This is a genomic window from Massilia brevitalea (assembly GCF_030711405.1).
Taxonomy (GTDB): domain Bacteria; phylum Pseudomonadota; class Gammaproteobacteria; order Burkholderiales; family Burkholderiaceae_D; genus Telluria; species Telluria brevitalea.
Genome location: NZ_JAULSI010000045.1, coordinates 1 through 19,521, shown reverse-complemented (window position 1 = coordinate 19,521; position 19,521 = coordinate 1). Strand labels below are relative to the sequence as shown.

Genomic DNA, 19,521 nt, shown 5'->3' with positions numbered 1-19,521 from the left:
GGATCGGCTGGTGTTTCGGAAACATCGGTGTTCCAATAGCGGCCATGACACCACCAGACCATCCTCTCGTCGACGCCCTCGGCGTCCAGCACCAGCCGGCGCCCGGTGCGCGCATCGTGTCGCTGGTCCCTTCGATCACCGAACTGCTGTGCGACCTGGGCCTGGCCGGGCAGGTGGCCGGCCGCACCGGTTTCTGCATCCATCCGGCGGACGTGGTGAAGGCGATCCCGAAGATCGGCGGCACCAAGGACGTCAACATCGAGAAGATCCGCAAGCTGGCGCCGACCCACCTGGTGGTAAACATCGACGAAAACGAAAAGCCCACCGTCGAGGCGCTGGCCGAGTTCGTGCCGCACATCGTGGTCACCCACCCGCTGGCGCCGCGCGACAACCTGGGGCTGGCGCGCCTGCTGGGCGGCATCTTCGGCGCCAGCGAGCAGGCCGAGGCCTGGTGCGCGGCTTTCGAGGCCGAGTACGCAGCGCTGCGCGCCCAAGATACAGGGCCGACGCGCAAGGTGCTGTACTGCATCTGGCAGGATCCGTGGATGAGTATTTCCAGCGACACCTATATCGCGCGCATGCTGGGCGAGCTGGGCTGGCAGGTGCCGATGCTGGGCGAAGCACGTTACCCACGCTTTGCCTGGTCGGATGATTTGGTGAACTCGCTGGACGCGGTGCTGCTCTCGACCGAACCCTACCGCTTTACGCAGGCGCACGCGGACGCGCTCGAGAAGCAGCTTGGCATCCCGGTGATCCTGGTCGATGGGGAAATGATGTCCTGGTATGGCAGCCGGGCCTTGCCCGGACTGCGCTACCTGCGCGAGGTGCGCGCGATGGTCGAAGGGACCGTGCCGGGCTGAACGGGGCAACGCCCCGGCCCGGCAATGCTGCAGGATTACACGCCGCTGGTCAGGTTCTTGTCGGCCAGGATATCGGCGACGTCCTCGACTGGAGGCGTTTCATGGCGGCCCTTGTCGTTCAGGCGGCCGATGGCGCTGTCGAGCGCGCGCTTGAGCTTGCCGCCGGCGTTGGTGATGGCCTGGTGCAGGTTGACGGCGTGCTCTTTCACGACAACAGGCGCATAGCCGTTGACGCGTGCTTCCATCATGCAGTAATTACCGCCGTCCAGTTGCTTCTGGCTATTCTCATTGCTCAGGTGGACATCGACGCGGTTGACCTGCTCGCTGAAGCGGCCGATCGAGGACTGGATCACGCTTTCGACGTGTTCGTCCAGGCCCTGGTGTTTTTCGATGGTGTGGTCGGTGTTGACATTGATTTGCATTTTGGCTCCCTATTCACAAGTGCTGGAGCCAATCTTACACATCCTGCATGGATCACTGTGTTCGGCTACGCACCGAGCGCGCGAATCAGGTTTTCTTCTCGTGGTGCGGGAAGCGGTCCATTCTGGACAGCACCGGGAACAGCACCGCCCACAAGCCGGTCACGGCCAGGGTAGCGGCGCCGCCCAGCAGGATCGCGCGCGTCAGGCCGAGCCAGCCGGCGGTGATGCCCGATTCGAATTCGCCCAGCTCATTCGAGGCGCCGATGAAGACCGAGTTCACGGCGCTCACGCGGCCGCGGATTTCGTCCGGCGTTTCGTACTGCACCAGCAAATGACGCACGTACACGCTGACCATGTCGCCGGCGCCGAGGATGAACAGGGCAAGCAGCGCCACCGGGAAGCGGTCGGTGAAACCGAGCGTGAGCACGGCCAGCCCGAACACGGCCACGCCGCCGAACATCCAGGCGCCCACGTGACGGCGCAGCGGAAAGAAGGCGAGGGCGATCGAGCACAGCGCGGCGCCGGCGCCCGGGGCGGTGCGCAGCCAGCCGAGCGCAGTGGGGCCGGCATGCAGGACGTCGTGGGCATACGCCGGCAGCAGGGCGGTGGCGCCGCCGAACAGCACCGCGAACAAATCGAGTGAAATGGCGCCCAGCACGATCGGGCGCGACCACACAAAACGCAGGCCTTCCAGCAGCGTATGCCAGCTGACCGGCGCCGTGCTGCGCGCCTGCGGAGCGCTGTTTGCCGACGCCATCAAAATCACGGAAATCAAGAGCAGCGCCGCCGACACCGAGTACACGAAGACCGGGCCGAACACATACAGCAGGCCGCCCAGCACCGGGCCGGCGATCACGGCCACGTGGAAGGTCGACGACGACAGGGCCACGGCCTGGCCGAAATCCTTGTCCGGCACCAGGTTGCGCAGCACCGCCTGCGAGGCCGGCATCATGAAGGCGCGCGCACTGCCGAACAGCACCAATACCGCAAACACCGGCCACACCACCTTGCTGCCGCTGAAGGTAAACGCCAGCAGCAGGCCGCTGACCAGCAACTGCACCAGCATGCAGGCGACAATGATCTTGCGCCGGTCGTGGCGGTCGGCCACGTGGCCGGCCCACAGGATCAGCACCAGGAAGGGCGCAAACTGGGCCAGGCCGATCAGGCCAAGGTCGAACAGGCTGCCGGTGATCTGGTATACCTGCCAGCCGACGGCGACGCTTTGCATCTGGACGGCCAGGGTGCCGAGGAAACGGGCGGACAGGTAAAAGGAGAGGTTGCGGTTGCGCAGGACGCCCAGACCGCCGGTTGGCGACAACAAAGACATGGATGGTGGCAAATGACTGGCGAGAAGCCGGTCATTGTGCCTGATTTGGAACGGGGCTGCTGGCGGGGCGGTGATTGACCCGCAGCGTCGAACTGGTAGGGTGGGCGCCCCGTGCCCACGCGTGACATGTGCGTCATGTTGGCGCAGTTTGTGCCTACCCATCGTCCGTACACCAACGCATTTTCAAATGACGCGTATGCTCGGCCTTCACGCGTGGGCACGGAGCGCCTTTCACGGCCCGGCCCACCCTACGTCAATTTACGTTAGCGACCTATTCGCGCGCCAGATCCGCCTCGGTCGTGAACGAATCCGCAAAGAACTCGTCCGCCGGCAAGCCGCATTGCGCCACGTACTGCTCGCGCGCCGCATCGACCATCACCGGCGCGCCGCAGGCGTACACCTGCCAGCCCGACAAATCCGGAATGTCCTGCATCACCGCCGCGTGCACGTAGCCGCTGCGGCCGCTCCAGTTGTCCTCCGGCAGTGCATCCGAGATCACCGGCACGTACTGGAAGTCGGGCAGGGTGGTAGTCCAGGCCTGGCACAGTTCGTCCATATACAAATCCTGTGGACGGCGTCCGCCCCAGTACAGGCGCACCGGGCGCTCGGACTTCAGGTGCATCAGGTGCTCGACCAGCGCCTTGACCGGCGCAAAGCCGGTGCCCGAGGCCAGCAGCACGATCGGCTTGTTCGATTCCTCGCGCAGGAAGAAGGTGCCGAGCGGGCCCTCGAAGCGCAGGATGTCGCGCTCCTTCATGGCGCCGAATACATGGTCGGTGAACAAACCGCCCGGCAGGTGGCGGATGTGCAGTTCCAGCGGACGCTCGAGCGAGGGCGCACTGGCGATGCTGTAGGCGCGGCGCTTGCCGTCTTTCAGCAGGAATTCGACGTACTGGCCGGCGCGGTAGGCCAGCGCCTCGTTGGCTGGCAGCTGCAGGGTGAGAATGGCGACGTCGGGCGCGGCACGGGTGATGCTCTGCACGCGGGTCGGCATCTTGCGCAGCGGGTAGTCGCTGCTGCCGCCGACTTCGCGCGCCTCGATGGTGACGTCGCCACTTGGTACTGCGCAGCAGAACAGGGACATGCCCTGCAGCTTTTCCTGCTCGCTCAGGGCGCGCGCCTGGTGCGGCTTGTGGGCGACGCTGCCGTCGACGACCTTGCCCTTGCACGAGCCGCAGGCGCCGTTCTTGCAGCCATACGGCAGGCCGACGCCGGCGCGGATCGCGGCGGCAAGCACGGTTTCGTCGGGCTCGCACGCGAATTGGTTGCCGCTGGGCTGGACAGTGATCTGATACGTCATGGGTGATATGGAATAGGGTGGAAAGAGCGGACGGGATCGTGCCGCTGTAACAGATAGCTATTTTACACGGGGCCTTCATGGCGCGAGGCCGGCTGGCGGACGGCGCCCGGCACGCAAATACGCCGGCGCTCGCTTACAATCGCTGGCGTGAACACACCATCTACTCATCTGAACCGTCCGCGCCTGTTGCTGGTGGGCTGCGGCGACGTCGGCATGCGCCTGCTGCCGCTGCTTGCCGGGCGCTATCGCGTCTTCGCCATGACGCGCGACCCCGGGCGCTGCGCCGAGCTGCGTGCGGCCGGCGCCGTGCCCGTCGTGGCCGACCTCGACCATCCCGCCTCGCTGGCGCGCCTGCGCGGTCTGGCGCAACGGGTCGTGCACCTGGCGCCGCCGCGGCCGGAAGGCGAGCGCGACGTGCGCACGCGCCACCTGGCCGCCCTCCTGCCCGAAGGCGCGCGTGTCGTCTACGTAAGCACGACCGGCGTCTACGGCGACTGCGGCGGCGCCCTGGTCACCGAGACGCGCAGCGTGGCGCCGAAGAATGCGCGGGCCCGGCGGCGCGTGGATGCCGAGCGGGTCCTGCGCGCCTGGGCCCGCCGCAACGCAGGGCAATTGTCCATCCTGCGCGTGCCCGGCATCTACGCGGCCGAGCGCCTGCCGCTGAAGCGCCTGCACGAAGGCACGCCCGCCTTGCGGCCCGAGGATGACGTCTACACGAACCACATCCAGGCCGACGACCTGGCGCGCATCATCCTGCACGCCTTGCGCCGGGCCTTGCCGAACCGGGTCTACCATGCCGTCGACGATACGCGCATGCAGATGGGCGCGTATTTCGATGCCGTGGCCGACGCTTATGGCTTGCCGCGGCCGCCGCGCCTGGCGCGCGCCGACTTGCAGGCCCAGGTGTCGCCGATGCTGCTCTCGTTCATGTCGGAATCGCGCCGCCTCGACAACGCGCGCCTGCGCGAACTGGGCGTGTGCCTGCGCTATCCCGACGTCGCCACTACACTGGCCGAATGGGCGCCGGCCGGCGCTGGTACAATGTGCGCCTTAAGGAAAGAACCATGACCTACGAAGAATACCTGGATGAAGTGACGACCCTGATCGTCGAAAAGTACGACCTCTCCGACGAGGCCGCCATCAAGCTCGTCGTTGACGCACAGGCCAAGGGCTATTTTGTTGCCCATGACGACAAGAAGGCAATGCGCACCCTGGACCGCGCCCACGAAGACGCCCGCGCCTTGTTCAAGGCCGGCAGCACGAAGTAATCCCCATCGGGGCTTCTCCCGGAGCCTCGTCAGTAGCGCCACCTGCAGGTGCCGGCCGGCGCCTGCATCTCCCTTTTCGACCAGTTTCCAGCGCAAGGCATCGGCATGTCCGAGGCATGGCCGCGTCACGTCCGTTGGTTAACTTCCACATTTTCCTTTCGACTTGTAGGGCTATTCCTACAATTGCTTGAATAAAACGTAACTTTCCCTTTATTATTGCGGCTGGAAAAAATCACCGTACAAACGGTATCGATTTAGCGCGTCAGGCCAATTTTTTATACTTAAAAGTTAAATGTAAAAAATAACTGACGGATTGTGATTTTTGGAAAGAATTTAAGAAATGCCTATCAGAAGACTGCCGGAAGGCGCAGATTACGACCCGAACCGCGTCCTGGACGCCATCATCACCAAGCTGCAACTGAAAAACGATGCAGCCCTGTCGCGCGCCCTGGAAGTGGCGCCGCCGGTGATCAGCAAGATTCGCCACAACACCCTGCCGATCGGCGCCACCATCCTGTTGCGCATGCACGAGATCAGCGATTTCAGCATCCGCGAACTGCGCGCGCTGATGGTGTCGACGCGCGCCGAAGCGGCGATGGCCTGAGAAGCAGAAAAGCCGGCTGCATGAGCCGGCCTTGCAAGACTTCGCAAGAGGCAGGGCGGCGTGAGCCGACCCTGCCTTTGTTTTTTTGTCAGGCAGCGACCGGGGCCCGGCCGCACCACGCGGTCTGCACCGCGGCAGCCTCGGCGCCGGCAGGAGCACGGCCGCACCAGGCGGTGTCCTGCGCAGTTGCCGCCGTCTTTGCCGGGGCGCGGCCGCACCATGCGCTCGCTTTCGCAGCGGCTTCGGCTTTTGCCGGGGCACGGCCGCACCATGCGCTGTCCTTCGCAGTGGCTTCGGCCTTTGCCGGGGCCCGACCGCACCAGGCGGTCTGCACCGCATCGGCAAGCGGCTTGATCGGAGCGCGGCCGCACCACGCGGTCTTCGCCATGGCGCCATCGCTACCTGCCGGGGCGCGGCCACACCAGGCGGTCTGGGCGGCGCCATCGGCGGACACCGCCGGCGCACGGCCGCACCATGCTGCCTCGGCAGCGGCGTCGACCACATTCGCCGGGGCACGGCCGCACCATGCGAGATCGGCCTGGGCTTCGGCATCGAAGCTGAAGTAGGCTTCGCCGAACGTCGATTCGTACAGTTCGCGCATCCGTTCGCCTGCCTGCTGCTGGACGGCGACGTCGTCTTCGCTGCGCAGGCCGATGTACGGGTAGTGGTGCAGGAAGTAGCCGAAAGCCTGTTCGCAGTCCTGGGCGTACTTCATGGTGTCGAGGATGTGGTAGTGCCAGAAGGTGTCGACGTCGACCTGCGGCGCGGTCTCGTCGTTCGGGAAGGTTTTCATCAGGTACAGGAAGCGGCGGTACTCGGTTTCCATGGCGTTGGCCTTGTCGAGCGACCAGCCTTCGCCGGATTCCTTGTGCATCAGCTTGACTTTAATCGGGCTCAAATCGAGTGCGGCGATTGCTGCGAAGTCGTTGTTCGAGATCATGATTTATCCTATCGTTTTGGATGCTGCATCGTTATTCTGTTGTGTATGGCTGGACGGTTGATGAGGCATGCTGGCGAATGGTCTGGTCCTCCTCGGGGTCGTTGTCGTGTGCATCGCTGCGGTCTTGTTGATGCATCACAGTGAGAACCATTCTCTACCCCAAACTTCCTGAAATAATTGATTTTGCGCAAGTTGAGTGATGTCAAGAAATTTCTTGTGGTAAATCGCACTACAGGCTCTCGAACGCCTTCGCCGGGCTGGTAACCGCGGGCGTTCCGGGGACGACCGACAGCAAATTGTCGGCCACGGGAATCGCCACGTGCACCGTGGTGCCGGCGTTCGGCCGGCCGGTGATCAGGCATTTGCCGCCCAGGATACGCACCCTTTCCTCGATGCCGACCAGGCCAAAGGAGCCTGGTTTCTGCCCGCCGCCTTTGTGCAGGCCGATGCCGTTGTCGCTCACCGTCATCGTGATCGACTCCTCGTCCAGCGCCAGTTCGACCCGTACGCTGGTCGCGCGCGCGTGGCGCGAGACATTCGTGAGCGACTCCTGCAGGATGCGGAACAGCGTAGTGGCGCAGCGGTCGCTCACGTGCAGCTCGCGCCCGTCCGACACCAGCTCGCAGGCAATCCCGGTACGGCGCTGGAATTCGGCGATCTGCCAGTCGACCGCCGCCGTCAGGCCCAGGTCGAGCACGTGCGGGCGCAAGTCGTTGATGATCTGGCGCACGCTCTTGATGGTGGCGTCGATCTGCTCCAGCGTCCAGCGCGCCCGCGCGTGCAGGCGCGGATGGCGGCCGCTGGTGCGCGAGGCCAGCAAATCGGCCTCGATGCGCAGGGCCAGCAGGTTCTGGCCGAGGTCGTCGTGGATCTCGCGCGCGATGCGCTTGCGCTCGCTTTCCTTGATGGTTTCCGCATGGGCCGCCAGGCGCCGCAGGTTGTCGTTGGTCTTTTGCAGCTTGGCTTCGCTGGCGCGCAGCTCGCCCGTCATGTCCTCGGCCAGCTCGATGGCGCGCCGGCGCGAGGAGCTCAGCGTCTGGTACAGCGCATACAGCAGGCTGGTGCCGACCATCCCGGCCAGCATGGCGATCCAGGGCAGGTAGATGTCGAGCTCCGAATACATGTCGCGCTTGCTGATGCGGAAATCGATGTCCCAGCCGCGTCCGCTCACGCCCACCGGCAACAGGGCGCGGAACACGTCCGGGTCGTCGGCGGCGTTGGGCTGGTTGTCGAAGAACACGGTGCGCTTGTAGACGCCCGGCGGCCCGCCCGGTTCCTCGACCGGGCTCATGCCGGAAATCACGAGACGCGTGGTGTGCTTCGGCATGTTGTCGAGTACGCCCTGGGCCAGGCGCTCGACACTGAAGCCGATCCCGACCGAGCCGATGTAGGCGGCGCGGCGCTGGGCCACGTCGGCCAGGGGCATGGCCGGACGGTAGACCGGCATGCGCATGCCCAGCCCGCTGCCGCTGCTGCGGATTGCCACCCGCGTGCCCGAGGTCGAGGCTTCGCCGGTGTCGCGCGAGTGCGCCAGGGCCAGCGCCACGGCGGGGCGCGCCTGCAGGTCCATGCCGAGGCGGTTGTTCCAGGCCTGGTTCGGCTCGACGAAGGTGAGCACCGTGTATTCGGGGCGCCGGCCTTCGGGCCGGATGTGGAAGGAACCTTGCCTGCCGTCGAGTTCGCTACGCACCTGCTCCTCGAAGGCGGGGCGCTCGGCATCGGGCACGAAGCGCGCGAAATTGATGGTCTCGACGCCGGGGAAGTGGTTGCTCAGGTCGAGACCGACCACGTACTGCTGGAATTGTTTGCGCGACAGGTTCTCATCCGTCAGGAACAAGGCCGAGGCGCCGCGCAGCAGATCGGCATAGGTCTTGATGCGCCCGTCCAGGATCGACTGCACGTTGCGCGCCATGTGCAGGAAGCGCTCATGGGAATCGTACTCGATGGCGCGGCTGGTGCTGATGTACAGGCCCGCACCCACGGCGAGCGAGAGCAGGGCGCCCAGCCATGAGCCAAGTTTGATTGCCCGGATGGTTCCAGTGAAGTCGGCTGTCATCCCCATGTCCGCCTCGGTCTCTTCTATGCCTTTTATTGATTTCGATCAGAATCGCGCAGACTGGGCCGTCTGTTACCTAGCAGATTTACCAGGTTGATTGCGCTACGAGATGTGCATGAAAAAATCCCGCCGCGGTTGCCCGGGGCGGGATTTGGTGAACTGCTGAGCGGCTTATTTGCCGGCTTGTTTGCCGGCTAACCTGCCGGCTTACTTGCCCCAGCTATCTTTCAGCGTAGTCACGCGGTTGAATACCGGTTTGCCCGGCTGCGAATCGACGCGGTCGGCAACGAAATAACCATGGCGCTCGAACTGGAAGCGCTGGTCGCCCGTTGCCGCCGCCATGCCCGGCTCCAGGTAGGCGGTAATGGTTTCCAGCGCCTTCGGATTCAGCGCTGCCTTGAAGTCCTTGCCGCCGGCATCCGGCTGCGCTTCCGTGAACAGGCGGTCGTACAGGCGCACTTCGGCTTCCAGGGCCGAGGCGGCGCTGACCCAGGTGATGTTGCCCTTCACCTTGTAGTTGTCGGCGCCGGGGGTGCCCGACTTCGAATCCTCGAAGTACTTCACGTGCACGGCGGTGACCTTGCCGTTCTCGTCCTTGTCGAAGCCGGTGCACTCGACCACGTAGCCGTACTTCAGGCGCACGCGCGCACCGGGCTGGTCGCCGATTGGCGGCGTGAAGCGGAAGTAACCCTTGACCGGGGTTTCCATGAAGTCTTCCTGCTCGATCCACAGTTCGCGCGTGAACGGGAAGTGGCGCAGGCCCATTTCCGGGTGGTGCGGGTGGACCGGCGAGGTGCAGTCGTGTGATTCGCCTTCGGGGAAATTGTCCACGATCAGCTTCAACGGGCGCAGCACGGCAATCGCGCGCGGCGCCTTCGGGTCCAGGTCGTCACGCAGCGCGCCTTCGAGCGTGCTCATGTCGATCCAGCCGTCGGCCTTCGACACGCCGATGCGGTCGCAGAACAATTGCAGCGATTCCGGCGTGTAGCCGCGGCGGCGCAGGCCGACGATGGTCGGCATGCGCGGGTCGTCCCAGCCGGTGACCACGCCGTCGTCGACCAGCGCGCGCAGCTTGCGCTTCGAGGTAACGACGTAGGTCAGGTTCAGGCGCGAGAATTCGTACTGGCGCGGCACCGGACGCGGGAAGAAGCCGCCTTCGGCCAGCGTCTCCACCAGCCAGTCGTAGAACGGGCGGTGGTCCTGGAATTCCAGCGTGCACAGCGAGTGCGTGATGCTTTCCAGCGCGTCCGAAATCGGGTGCGTGTAGTCGTACATCGGGTAGATGCACCAGTCGTCGCCCGTGCGGTGGTGGTGCGCGTGGCGGATGCGGTACAGGGCCGGGTCGCGGTTGGTCATGATCGGCGACGACATCGCGTCCTCGCTCATCTTCGCGCGCAGGATGTGTTCGCCGTCCTTGTACTTGCCGGCCTTCATGTCGCGGAACAGTTGCAGCGACTCTTCCGGTGGGCGATTCCGGAACGGCGAATTCGTGCCCACGGTGCCGAAGTTGCCGCGGTTCTTCGCCATGTCTTCGGCGCTCTGGCTGTCGACGTAGGCGTAACCCTTGCTGATCAGGTACTCGGCCATCTCGTACAGCTTGCCGAAGTAGTCCGAAGCGTAATGCAGGTATTCCTCGCCGCCTTGTTCCCAGGTGAAGCCCAGCCACTTGACGCTGTCCATGATGGTGTCGACGTATTCCTGGTCTTCCTTTTCAGGATTGGTGTCGTCGAAGCGCAGGTGGCAGCGGCCGGCGTAGTCGCGCGCCAGGCCGAAGTTCAGGCAGATGGATTTTGCGTGGCCGATGTGCAGGTAGCCGTTCGGCTCGGGCGGGAAGCGCGTGATGACTTCCGGCATGCCGTCGCGTTTGTGCGTGCCCGCCGCCAGGTCGTTCTCGATGATGGCGCGCACAAAATTCGACGATGGCGCGTTGGCCGCCGTATTGTTCTTTTCAGAGCTCATGAAAGATGGAGTTTAGATAGCTAAAGTTCTTGCCATTTTACCGTAGACGGCAGCGCCACGGACCGCGTATGTGGTGGAGCGCACGGAGCGCGTTTCATGCAAGGCAGATACTTGGGAGTCATTTCCTCCACCTGGGAGTGGCGTCCAGGCGTTTCCGTCCCGCTGGCCGCGCTGACAAGGTGGTGATTTCTATAGGATAATCTCTTTTTGCCGTTTCTCGGCACCAGCCGGAGAGTTCCAAATTGGAAAATTTATACGCGATCCTCGGCGTCGCGCCGAACGCCAGCGATGAGGAGATCAAGAAGGTCTACCGCTCGCTGGCCATGCGCTACCACCCCGACCGCAACCAGGCGCCGGGTGCGGAAGCGCGTTTCAAGGCCGTCAGCAAGGCCTACGAGATCCTGTCCGACCGCGCCAAACGCGACGAATACAACCAGAGCGTGAACCACCGCATCGTGCTCGATGCCGAAGCCGAGGCTTTCGAGCTGTGGCGCTCGCTGTTCGCGCTGAACGGCGTGACGCTGCAGGCTTGAAGCCTGGGCCGGGCCATGTGCCCGCACGCTAACGAATCCCCTACAGGAACAAGAACATGAAAAGAGTACATCCCGAATTCGCCTACCAGTCGCGTGAGCTGGAAGGCCAGATCGACGGAACCCTGGGCGACCCGCCCAACAAGAAGAACTACAACATGATGGTCGATGCCCTGGTGTCGGAATACGCCGGCGGCTCGGGCATCGACGATGTCAACCTGATGGCCTTCGCCCTCGTTGACAAGATTCGCTTCACCGACCCGAAAGGCCTGCTGCGCGAAGCGGCCGACTACGAAGGCGGCGACCCGGCGCCGGTGTTCGCCATGGCCGAGTGCGCAGGCGAAGACGGCGCGGCCATGTACGCCTCGATGACCGAGAACCACCCGGAACTGGCGCGCCAGGCCATCATCACCGCCTTCCTGTACAAGCACCAGCAGCGCTGGCAGGACGACGACCAGTCGCTCGACCAGCTGGCCGAGGGCGACGAAGGCGACGACGAGGACGATGTCGAGCGCATGGACGACGGCGCGGCGACCGACGACTTCACCCAGATCTTCGACCAGGGAGAACGTGAATGAGTGACAAAGCCAACCTGCCGGCGCTGACCAGACAGGTCAGCGAACTGGTGCTGGCCGGCTCGCTGCAGCACGCCGAAGAGGCGTTCTCGCAGGCGGCCGACGAACACGGCGACTATGCCGTGGTCGAGGTGCTGTCGACCCTGCCGCCGCAAGTGACCGCGCTGCACCTGGCCGGCTTCGACGGCGCCAAGACCTCGCTGGCCACCATGCTGGTGCCGCCGAAGGCCTGGGCCGACAGCCTGGCCTACCTGGCCGCCACCTGGCCCGACAACATGATCGAGGACGACCCCGAGCGCCTGGCCGAGGGCCTGTTCAACCACGTGCACGGCGTGGTCTACGCCAACGACGACGAAGACCGCCGCCACGAACTGCTGCACGAAGCGTCGGCTACCGACCACGGCGCCACCGTGTTCGCCATCATCTGGTCGCTGGCGCCGAAAGAGATCATGGAAGTGGCTGGCGAAATCAACCTGAAGGGCCGCTACGTGACGGGCCAGACCTCGTCCGACAGCGACATCATTCCACTGGCGATCGACCTGGCCAAGGCCAGCGAAGATGGCTGGGAGCGTTCGCTGATCGAACTGTTCCCCGAGTTCCGCCACAGCGCCGAGATGGCCGATGCCGAATACCCGGACGATCCCGACGAAGACCCGGAATTCCAGCAGCGCGGCACGCGCGAGCTGCTGTACCGCCTGCGCAAGCAGGTGCCGTCGGTCCGCACCATGCCACGGCGCAGTACGCGCAAGAGCATGGGCTCGGACATCTTCTCGTGAGCGGGGGCCAATCGTCGATGCTGCCTGCAATCGTCATCGAGAAGCTGCCCCGCCTGGTCCGCGCGATCAAGCTGCTGGCGGGTGAAGACCCGGAGGAAGCGGCGATCCTGGCCGACGAACTGTCCGGCGTCACCGCGATGGTGGCCGAGAAGTTCACCAACGACCGCACCGCCGAGGGCATCGGGCGCGGCCTGCTGCTGACGGTGGGTGGCGTGTCGATGGGCCTGGAAAGCCTGCTGGTCGAGGAAGGCGTGAGCGAGGAAGACGGCGACGCCGTCGCCCTCGACATCCTGATCGAGGACGGCGTCGAGTCCGTGTTCCAGGCGGGCTTCCGCCTGGTGCGCGAACTGTCGGCGCTGCCCGAGGACAGCCTGGTCGGCGAGTACGACAGCGACCCGGTGTACGCCCAGCGCCGCCTGAAGGAGCTGTTCGTCGACTTGTGTACCGCCGACCCGGGCGAAACCTGGACCGGCTACGAACGCTACCTCGGCCAGCTGCAGCAGCGCCAGGACGTGCTGGACATCGTGCGCGCCGCCCAGTGGCTGCGCAAGAACCACTACGAAGGCGCGGTCAATGACCCGGACCTGAACGCGGAAGGCGTGATCGCGCTGGCGGTGATCTTCGCGGTGGAAGGCGGCGGCACCATCGTCGCGCGCACCACGCAGAAGGGTTTCGAGCGTTTCGTGAAAGCGGTACGCAAGAACGACCCCGACTTCGAAACCGGCTGGGCGCACTTCCTCGACAAGATCCCGGCGCCGCACCGCGCCATCATCGCCGAGCGCGTGCAAAGCTACCGCGAGCACTGCACGGTGCTGCAAAGCATCCGCACCAAGGCGCCGATGAAGCAGCTGATCGCGGAGCTGGAAAACTACGCCGGGTCGGAGCTGGATACCGAGTATCCGTAGGGTGGTCGGCTCTACCCTGGCATGTGCATGGTGATGGCTTGAACGCCGCCCACGCGTTCAGCGGTCGCCCGATAGACCGCGACGGATCATGAATCCGTTGAACGCGTGGGCACAGGGCACCCACCCTACGCATGCTTGCACCTCTGGCCGATGCAGACGTAGGGTGGGCGCCCCGTGCCCACGCGAACGCCCGCCTCACGTTGGCGGACTTCCCTCCGTGCCGAATGCGCAGCGCCGACGTCTCCAAGAGATCGCCCGCGCCTCTCAACACACCTCGTCAAAAAAACCACCCTCCAGCAGCCCCGCCCGATCTTGGTTATGATGAGCAGTCGCATCCCAGGATTCCCGCCTCATGTCTAGCCCCGCCATCGCTGCCGGCAGCGCCGAGTTCAAGCGCGTCAACCGCGCCATGGCCTTCGGCGGTTTCTCCACCTTCGCACTGCTCTATAGCGTCCAGCCCCTGATGCCCCTGCTGGCGCGCGACTTCGCCCTCACGCCCGCGCAAAGCAGCCTGGCCCTGTCGATCTCCACCGGCGCCCTGGCCATCTCGCTGCTGATATCGAGCATCCTCTCCGACCGCTTCGGCCGCAAGCCCCTGATGGCCGCCTCGATGTTCAGCGGCGGCCTGCTCACCCTGCTGGCCGCCTTCACGGGCGACTACGCGCAACTGGTCGCCCTGCGCGCCCTGATGGGCTTCATGCTGGGCGGGATGCCCGCCGTCGCCATGGCCTACCTGAGCGAGGAAATCGAAGGCAGTTCGCTCGGCCTGGCGATGGGCATGTACATCAGCGGCAGCGCCTTCGGCGGCATGTTCGGGCGCGTGCTGGCCTCGGTCATCAGCGACTTCTTTTCCTGGCGCCTGGCCCTGGGCCTGATGGGCGCCGCCGGACTGTACGCGGCCTGGGAGTTCTGGCGCAGCCTGCCGGTCTCGAAGCGCTTCCGGCCGGGGCAGGGCGGCCTGGGCGGCCTGCTCGACGGCGCGCGCCGCCACCTGCGCGACCCCGGTTTGCCCTTCCTCTTCATGCTGGCCTTCCTGCTGATGGGCTCCTTCGTCAGCCTGTACAACTACATCGGCTACCGCCTGCTGGGGCCGGAATTCAGGCTGCGCCAGAGCGCCGTCGGCGCCTTGTCGGTGCTGTACCTGCTCGGCATCTTCAGCTCGGTCTGGGCCGGGCGCCTGGCCGACCGCCTGGGCCGCCGCAATGTCCTGTGGCTGGTGATGTCGCTGATGCTGGGCGGCCTGCTGCTCACGCTGTCCGGCAATCTGGTCGCCGTCGTTGCCGGCGTGGGCCTGTATACCTTCGGCTTCTTCGCCTCGCACTCGGTGGCCAGCAGCTGGGTTGGCCGGCGTGCACGGCCGCCGCAGGCGCTGGCCTCGGCGCTCTACCTGTTCTTCTACTACCTCGGGTCGAGCGTGGTCGGCTGGTTCTCGGGCTACATGTGGGAGCACGGAGGCTGGCTCGGCGTGGTAGGCGTGCTGGGCGCGATCCTGGTGCTGGCGATGCTGATCGCGCTGAAGCTGCGCGGACTGGCCCCGCTGGAATCGACGCCGTCCGTTGCACAGTAAGCGCTCGCTGACGCCGGGTCGGCGTTCTCTCACCCGGCGAAAATATTTCACCTCTGCATTGACTTCGGTCATGTCCCATAGGCTATTTCCGCATATTCGAGTTCGGTAAGATCGACGGCTGTGCGTGTTCCGCAGGGCCATCAGCGCCTTCGCCGGGCATGTCTTCTCCGATATAACCGATCGCGAAGGAGTCCCGAATGGCAACGATTGCAGTCGTGTCTGTTCAATGAACGCCGCGTCCGAGCTTGCGGCCCTCGCCGCCGCGCTGGACGGGTTCGGTACCGGCCTCAGCCAGCATGCCCGCCTCATCACCCTCGCCAGCGCCCAGGACAGCAGCCAGCTTGACGCGCCGGCCGTCGAAGCTTTTCGCGGGCGCGAAGCCGTCAACGAACTGTTCGCTTTCGAGGTCGACGCGCTCAGCACCTCCACCGACCTCGACCTGTCCATCTTCATCGGCGAAGAACTGACCGTCGGCCTGCTGCAGCCCGATGGCAGCCGGCGCGCCTGGCACGGCCTGTGCACGGGCGCCGCCTGGCTCGGCGCCGACGGCGGCATCGCCCGCTACCGCCTGCAGCTCGAACCAGCCCTGTCGCTGCTGACGCTGCGCCGCGACAGCTGGCTGTTCCAGGACAAGAACGCGCGCGAGATCGTCAGCGAACTGCTGGCCGACTATCCGCAGGTGCGATTCGAATTCGCCATCACCCAGGAACTACGGCCCCGCCCGGTGTGCACCCAGTACCGCGAAACGGATTTCGAGTTCCTGGTGCGGCTGCTGGCCAGCGAAGGCCTGAACTGGCGCTTCGAACATGACCAGGCCGACGACGCACCCGATGCACAGGGCCACGCGCGTCACAAGCTCGTGATCTTCGACAGCCGCGCACGCATTCCGGCTACCCCCGGCGGCGCCGTGCTGCGCTTCCACGGCGTGCGCGCCACCGAACACGACGACGCCATCGACGACTTCCACGCACACCGCAGCGTGCAGGCGAACGGCGTGGCCATCAGCAGCTGGGACCCGACGCAACTGGTGGCCCCGAGCGCAGAGCAGCAATCCTGCCTCGACGCCGGCGCGCTGCCCGTATTGCAGATCTACGACGGCAGCGGCGAGCGCATCGCCACCGAACGCGGCGCACCTTTCGCACACAGCGACCTGATGCTCCTGGCGCTGGAACAGGGCAACAAGGTCTTCGAGGGCGGCGGCGCCATGCGCTGGCTGGCCGCCGGCTACGGCTTCCAGCTGACCCAGCACGACCGCTATTCCAAGGGCGAAAACGCCTTTACCGTACTGTGGGTCGAGCACGCGGCGCGCAACAACTTCCGCACCGGGATCGCGGACAGCGCGCCCGACGGGCTGGAAAACGGCACCTACCGCAACCGCTTCGGCTGCGTGCGCGACGCCGTGCGGCTGGTGCCGCGTGCCACCAGTGCGCCGTATCCGTCCACCGCCCTCGGCCCACAGACGGCGCTGGTGGTGGGTGTCGCCGATGCCACCGTCACTTCGACGCGTGACCACCAGGTCAGGGTGCAGTTCGCATGGCAGCGCGGGCAGGGCGCGAACCGCGGTGGACTGGAGCACGACACGGATAAACGCGGCTGCGCACCGGGCGACCAGCGCTCCGGCACCTGGGTGCGCGTGTCCGAAGCGCTGGCCGGCCCGAACTGGGGCACCGTGTTCACGCCGCGCATCGGCACCGAGGTGCTGGTCGACTTCATCGAAGGCGACATGGACCGGCCCATCATCGTCGCTCAGCTGTTCACTGGCGCGGACCTGCCGCCGTTCTCGGCCGGCGTCGATTCCGGCGTCGACCACGCGGGCGTGCTGTCCGGGATTCATACGCATGGCTTCGATGGCAGCGGCTACAACCAGTGGCAGATCGACGATACGCAAGGCCAGCTGCGCACGCGGCTGGCGACCAGTTGCGCGTCGACGCAGCTGAACCTCGGCTACCTGATCCAGCAATCGCCCGGCTCGGCCGCGCGCGGGGCCTACCGCGGCAGCGGCTTCGAACTGCGTACCGATGCCTGGGCCGTGATCCGTGGCGGCGAGGGCGTGCTGGTGTCGACCAGTGCGCGGCCGCAGCAGGGCAGCGGGATTACCTCGACGCAGATGGATGCGGCGGAGAGCGTGTCGCTGTTCAAGGGGGCGCAAGCGCTGGCGACCACCTTGGGGGACGCCGCCGCCCAGCAAAGGGCGCTGTTCAGCAAGGATGCGCTGAAGGCGCAGGCGGATTTCATCGAGCAGATCGATCCTGCCGCACAGGGCAAGTACGCGGGCGCCGTCGGCGGGCAGGACGCGCTGAAGGCCAGGCCGGATTCGCGCGAGCTCGATGCCGGGCAGCCGGTCGAGAAGTTCGGCTCGGCGCTGGTGTTGATGGATGCGGCGGCCAGCATGAACTGGGCGACGCCTGCATCGACCGTGATCTACGCGGGGCATCAGCTGCAGTGGACCACGCAGTCGGACCTGCACCTGGCTGCGGCGCATACAGTGTCGTCGGTGGCTGGCGGCGCGGCCAGTTTGTTTACCCATTCCGGCGGCATCCAGGCGATTGCAGGGAATGGGCCGGTGTCGCTGCAGGCGCATACGGATCAGCTGGAGATATTGGCGGACAAGGAGATCACGGTGATTTCGGTGAACGACTGCATCGAGATCAGGGCAAAGGAAAAGATCGTGCTGCAGGCGGGGCAGTCGGCGGTGACGCTGGAGGGTGGGGATATTACGTTTGCTTGTCCGGGGAAATTTACGGTGAAGGGTGGGAAGCATTTATTTGATGGGGGCGGGAATAAGGCTGCAAACCTGTTGAATCTGCCTGGCGAGTTAAGCGAGGAAGCCAAACACTGGATCGGGTTGCACTACCTCGATCCGGAGCTGGCAGAGGGCATCCCTGAGGTGGATTACAAGATTCACTTCGAGGGAGGCTCTGTATTGTCCGGCACCCTCGACAAGGACGGAAAAGCCTTGCACGAAAATGTACTCAACGAAACTGTGAAGAAGGTCGTGTACAGCCCACGTGAGCCGAAGAAGGAAGAACCACACGATCCACTGGAAAAATTGGCTAGCTGATCTGCCGTGTGAAATCGATCTATCTCGGAGGACTACTGATGGCGGAAATCAATGCGACGCAACTGCGGAGCGCGATAGCGTGGGCGACGGGAGATGAAGAAGCACAAGAGCAGGAAAATGAACCCAGCTCGAATCCTTTTGTGTGGTTTTGGGAAGCAATCGAAGGGGACTTCAACGACAACAGGTCGACATCCCAAATCCTGGTTGACGCAGGCATCTCGATGATTCCGTTGGTTGATCAAGTCTGCGATGCACGTGATTTGATTGCGAACTGTCGCAAGCTGACGAAAGATCATACTGATGTCTGGAACTGGGTCGCTCTAGCCCTAACACTCATCGGTCTCTTTCCAGCGCTGGGCTCATTAGTCAAAGGAGTCCTGAAGATATTCTTCGGATATGTGAGGCGGTACGGAGAAAAAAAACTTGGCGAAGCAGTAGATGCCGCGATGGGATGGGTCATCTCATTCCTTCGTCGGCGGCGTGTGCAGGAATATCTCAAAACACACAAAGTCGATGAAGTTCTCAAGTGGTTGGCCGTTCAAATCAAATCCGTGCGCTCACGAGTCAGCGTCTCTGAGTTGAACGTCGCTTTTGATCGCGCAATCAAAGTTGTCGAGGTATTAGTGCACAAGGTTGAGTTCGTTCCAGTGCTCGGCAATAAAGCAAAACAAGCCTTACTTGAGGTTCAAAATATTAGATTGCTGGCAGATAAGCAATTTGCGCGTGCATTAAAACCGGTTCAGGATGTCTTGAATCGCGTGATTTTACGATTGGAACGCGAGGCGCTTGAAAGACAAAAAGGAATCGTCGACGTACGCAATGTGCATTTCAGGGGGACTCTTCCGGAGGCCAAAGCTATTTCTCTCATGAGGAATCCGCGAACGAAACCGCGTTGGCTAAGCGATGGATCCACGCCGCATTGGACCAAGGCAAAAGTAAAAGCCGAAAGGCCAAGAGTAGATGCACGCGTCAAAGACGGGTGGCCACCGCTCAGTGACGACAATATCCGTTCCTTTCATACGCTCGCGCACGCCGAAATCAAAGGGCCAGCTAGACTTTTTCGAATCCTGTCCCCAAACAGCAGGGCAATGAGCGACTGCTGGATTAGCGAAAAAGTGTTCAATGATATCCAAAATTCGCCTGATCCAAGGGAGGCATGGCGTAAGTTTCTTGCAGTATGGCCTGACTGGAACGCAAACGGACAATTCGTTATCTATGACTTAAAACCTGGAGAAATACTCAAGGCATGGCGTGGCCCCGCTTCTGGGCAAACGAAGGTAGATTTGCCAGATCAACATCTCGAAGGTGGTTGGGAGCAAATTGTGTTTAATTGTTTAGTATCGTGCGATCATATTCCTCGCCGTAGCTGGC

Annotated in this window: 17 protein-coding genes; 11 read left to right on the top strand and 6 right to left on the bottom strand. The window is 64.1% G+C overall.

From position 1 onward, the window contains the following. Positions 1-44 precede the first annotated feature (44 nt). Positions 45-860: a helical backbone metal receptor gene (locus tag QWL29_RS22365; RefSeq protein ID WP_305825062.1), complete on the top strand. Its 816-nt coding sequence runs from the start codon at positions 45-47 to the stop codon at positions 858-860. A 35-nt stretch (positions 861-895) separates the two neighbouring features. Here the strand turns inward: QWL29_RS22365 and QWL29_RS22360 are convergent, their stop codons facing one another. The 3 genes from QWL29_RS22360 to QWL29_RS22350 form a co-directional block, all read right to left on the bottom strand. Continuing rightward, on the bottom strand, positions 896-1,282 hold the full coding sequence (locus QWL29_RS22360) for an HPF/RaiA family ribosome-associated protein (RefSeq protein ID WP_305825061.1): 387 nt from the start codon (positions 1,280-1,282) through the stop codon (positions 896-898). Between the two features lie 85 nt (positions 1,283-1,367). Further along, the gene (locus QWL29_RS22355) at positions 1,368-2,609 is read right to left on the bottom strand and encodes an MFS transporter (RefSeq protein WP_305825060.1); all 1,242 of its coding nucleotides are present in this window, start codon (positions 2,607-2,609) and stop codon (positions 1,368-1,370) included. A gap of 271 nt (positions 2,610-2,880) precedes the next feature. After that, positions 2,881-3,909: a CDP-6-deoxy-delta-3,4-glucoseen reductase gene (locus QWL29_RS22350; RefSeq protein ID WP_305825059.1), complete on the bottom strand. Its 1,029-nt coding sequence runs from the start codon at positions 3,907-3,909 to the stop codon at positions 2,881-2,883. A gap of 213 nt (positions 3,910-4,122) precedes the next feature. Between QWL29_RS22350 and QWL29_RS22345 the strand changes: the two genes are divergently transcribed. The 3 genes from QWL29_RS22345 to QWL29_RS22335 all read left to right on the top strand — a co-directional run bounded on the left by QWL29_RS22345 (position 4,123) and on the right by QWL29_RS22335 (position 5,781). Continuing rightward, complete coding sequence (locus QWL29_RS22345) at positions 4,123-4,977, top strand: sugar nucleotide-binding protein (protein ID WP_305825076.1); 855 nt, start codon at positions 4,123-4,125, stop codon at positions 4,975-4,977. Continuing rightward, complete coding sequence (locus QWL29_RS22340; RefSeq protein WP_305825058.1) at positions 4,974-5,177, top strand: hypothetical protein; 204 nt, start codon at positions 4,974-4,976, stop codon at positions 5,175-5,177. The genes QWL29_RS22345 and QWL29_RS22340 overlap by 4 nt, the downstream gene beginning before the upstream one ends. A gap of 340 nt (positions 5,178-5,517) precedes the next feature. Continuing rightward, positions 5,518-5,781 carry a hypothetical protein gene (locus QWL29_RS22335; protein ID WP_305825057.1) on the top strand — a complete coding sequence of 88 codons (264 nt, stop codon included), beginning with the start codon at positions 5,518-5,520 and terminating at the stop codon, positions 5,779-5,781. Positions 5,782-5,869: 88 nt separating this feature from the next. On the opposite strand, the gene QWL29_RS22330 is transcribed toward QWL29_RS22335, so the two are convergent. The 3 genes from QWL29_RS22330 to QWL29_RS22320 all read right to left on the bottom strand — a co-directional run bounded on the left by QWL29_RS22330 (position 5,870) and on the right by QWL29_RS22320 (position 10,736). Beyond that, a complete protein-coding gene (locus QWL29_RS22330; protein WP_305825056.1) occupies positions 5,870-6,721 on the bottom strand; it encodes a glycine-rich domain-containing protein in 852 nt (283 codons plus the stop codon). A gap of 229 nt (positions 6,722-6,950) precedes the next feature. Further along, positions 6,951-8,777 carry a CHASE domain-containing protein gene (locus QWL29_RS22325; protein WP_305825055.1) on the bottom strand — a complete coding sequence of 609 codons (1,827 nt, stop codon included), beginning with the start codon at positions 8,775-8,777 and terminating at the stop codon, positions 6,951-6,953. A gap of 207 nt (positions 8,778-8,984) precedes the next feature. Next, positions 8,985-10,736, bottom strand: a complete 1,752-nt coding sequence (locus QWL29_RS22320) for a glutamine--tRNA ligase/YqeY domain fusion protein (protein ID WP_305825054.1) — start codon at positions 10,734-10,736, stop codon at positions 8,985-8,987. A gap of 242 nt (positions 10,737-10,978) precedes the next feature. Here QWL29_RS22320 and QWL29_RS22315 point away from each other — a divergent pair, with 242 nt between their 5' ends. The 7 genes from QWL29_RS22315 to QWL29_RS22285 form a co-directional block, all read left to right on the top strand. After that, on the top strand, positions 10,979-11,269 hold the full coding sequence (locus QWL29_RS22315) for a DnaJ domain-containing protein (RefSeq protein ID WP_305825053.1): 291 nt from the start codon (positions 10,979-10,981) through the stop codon (positions 11,267-11,269). Between the two features lie 56 nt (positions 11,270-11,325). Then, complete coding sequence (locus QWL29_RS22310; RefSeq protein ID WP_305825052.1) at positions 11,326-11,844, top strand: hypothetical protein; 519 nt, start codon at positions 11,326-11,328, stop codon at positions 11,842-11,844. Next, on the top strand, positions 11,841-12,617 hold the full coding sequence (locus QWL29_RS22305; protein ID WP_305825051.1) for a hypothetical protein: 777 nt from the start codon (positions 11,841-11,843) through the stop codon (positions 12,615-12,617). Before QWL29_RS22310 ends, QWL29_RS22305 begins: the two co-directional genes overlap by 4 nt. A 17-nt stretch (positions 12,618-12,634) precedes the next feature. Continuing rightward, on the top strand, positions 12,635-13,522 hold the full coding sequence (locus QWL29_RS22300) for a hypothetical protein (RefSeq protein ID WP_305825075.1): 888 nt from the start codon (positions 12,635-12,637) through the stop codon (positions 13,520-13,522). Between the two features lie 352 nt (positions 13,523-13,874). Further along, the gene (locus QWL29_RS22295) at positions 13,875-15,089 is read left to right on the top strand and encodes an MFS transporter (protein ID WP_305825050.1); all 1,215 of its coding nucleotides are present in this window, start codon (positions 13,875-13,877) and stop codon (positions 15,087-15,089) included. 226 nt (positions 15,090-15,315) lie between these two features. Next, positions 15,316-18,150: a type VI secretion system Vgr family protein gene (locus QWL29_RS22290; protein ID WP_305825049.1), complete on the top strand. Its 2,835-nt coding sequence runs from the start codon at positions 15,316-15,318 to the stop codon at positions 18,148-18,150. 38 nt (positions 18,151-18,188) lie between these two features. Then, positions 18,189-19,521 (top strand): hypothetical protein (locus QWL29_RS22285; protein WP_305825048.1); only part of this gene is annotated, 1,333 nt, incomplete at its 3' end.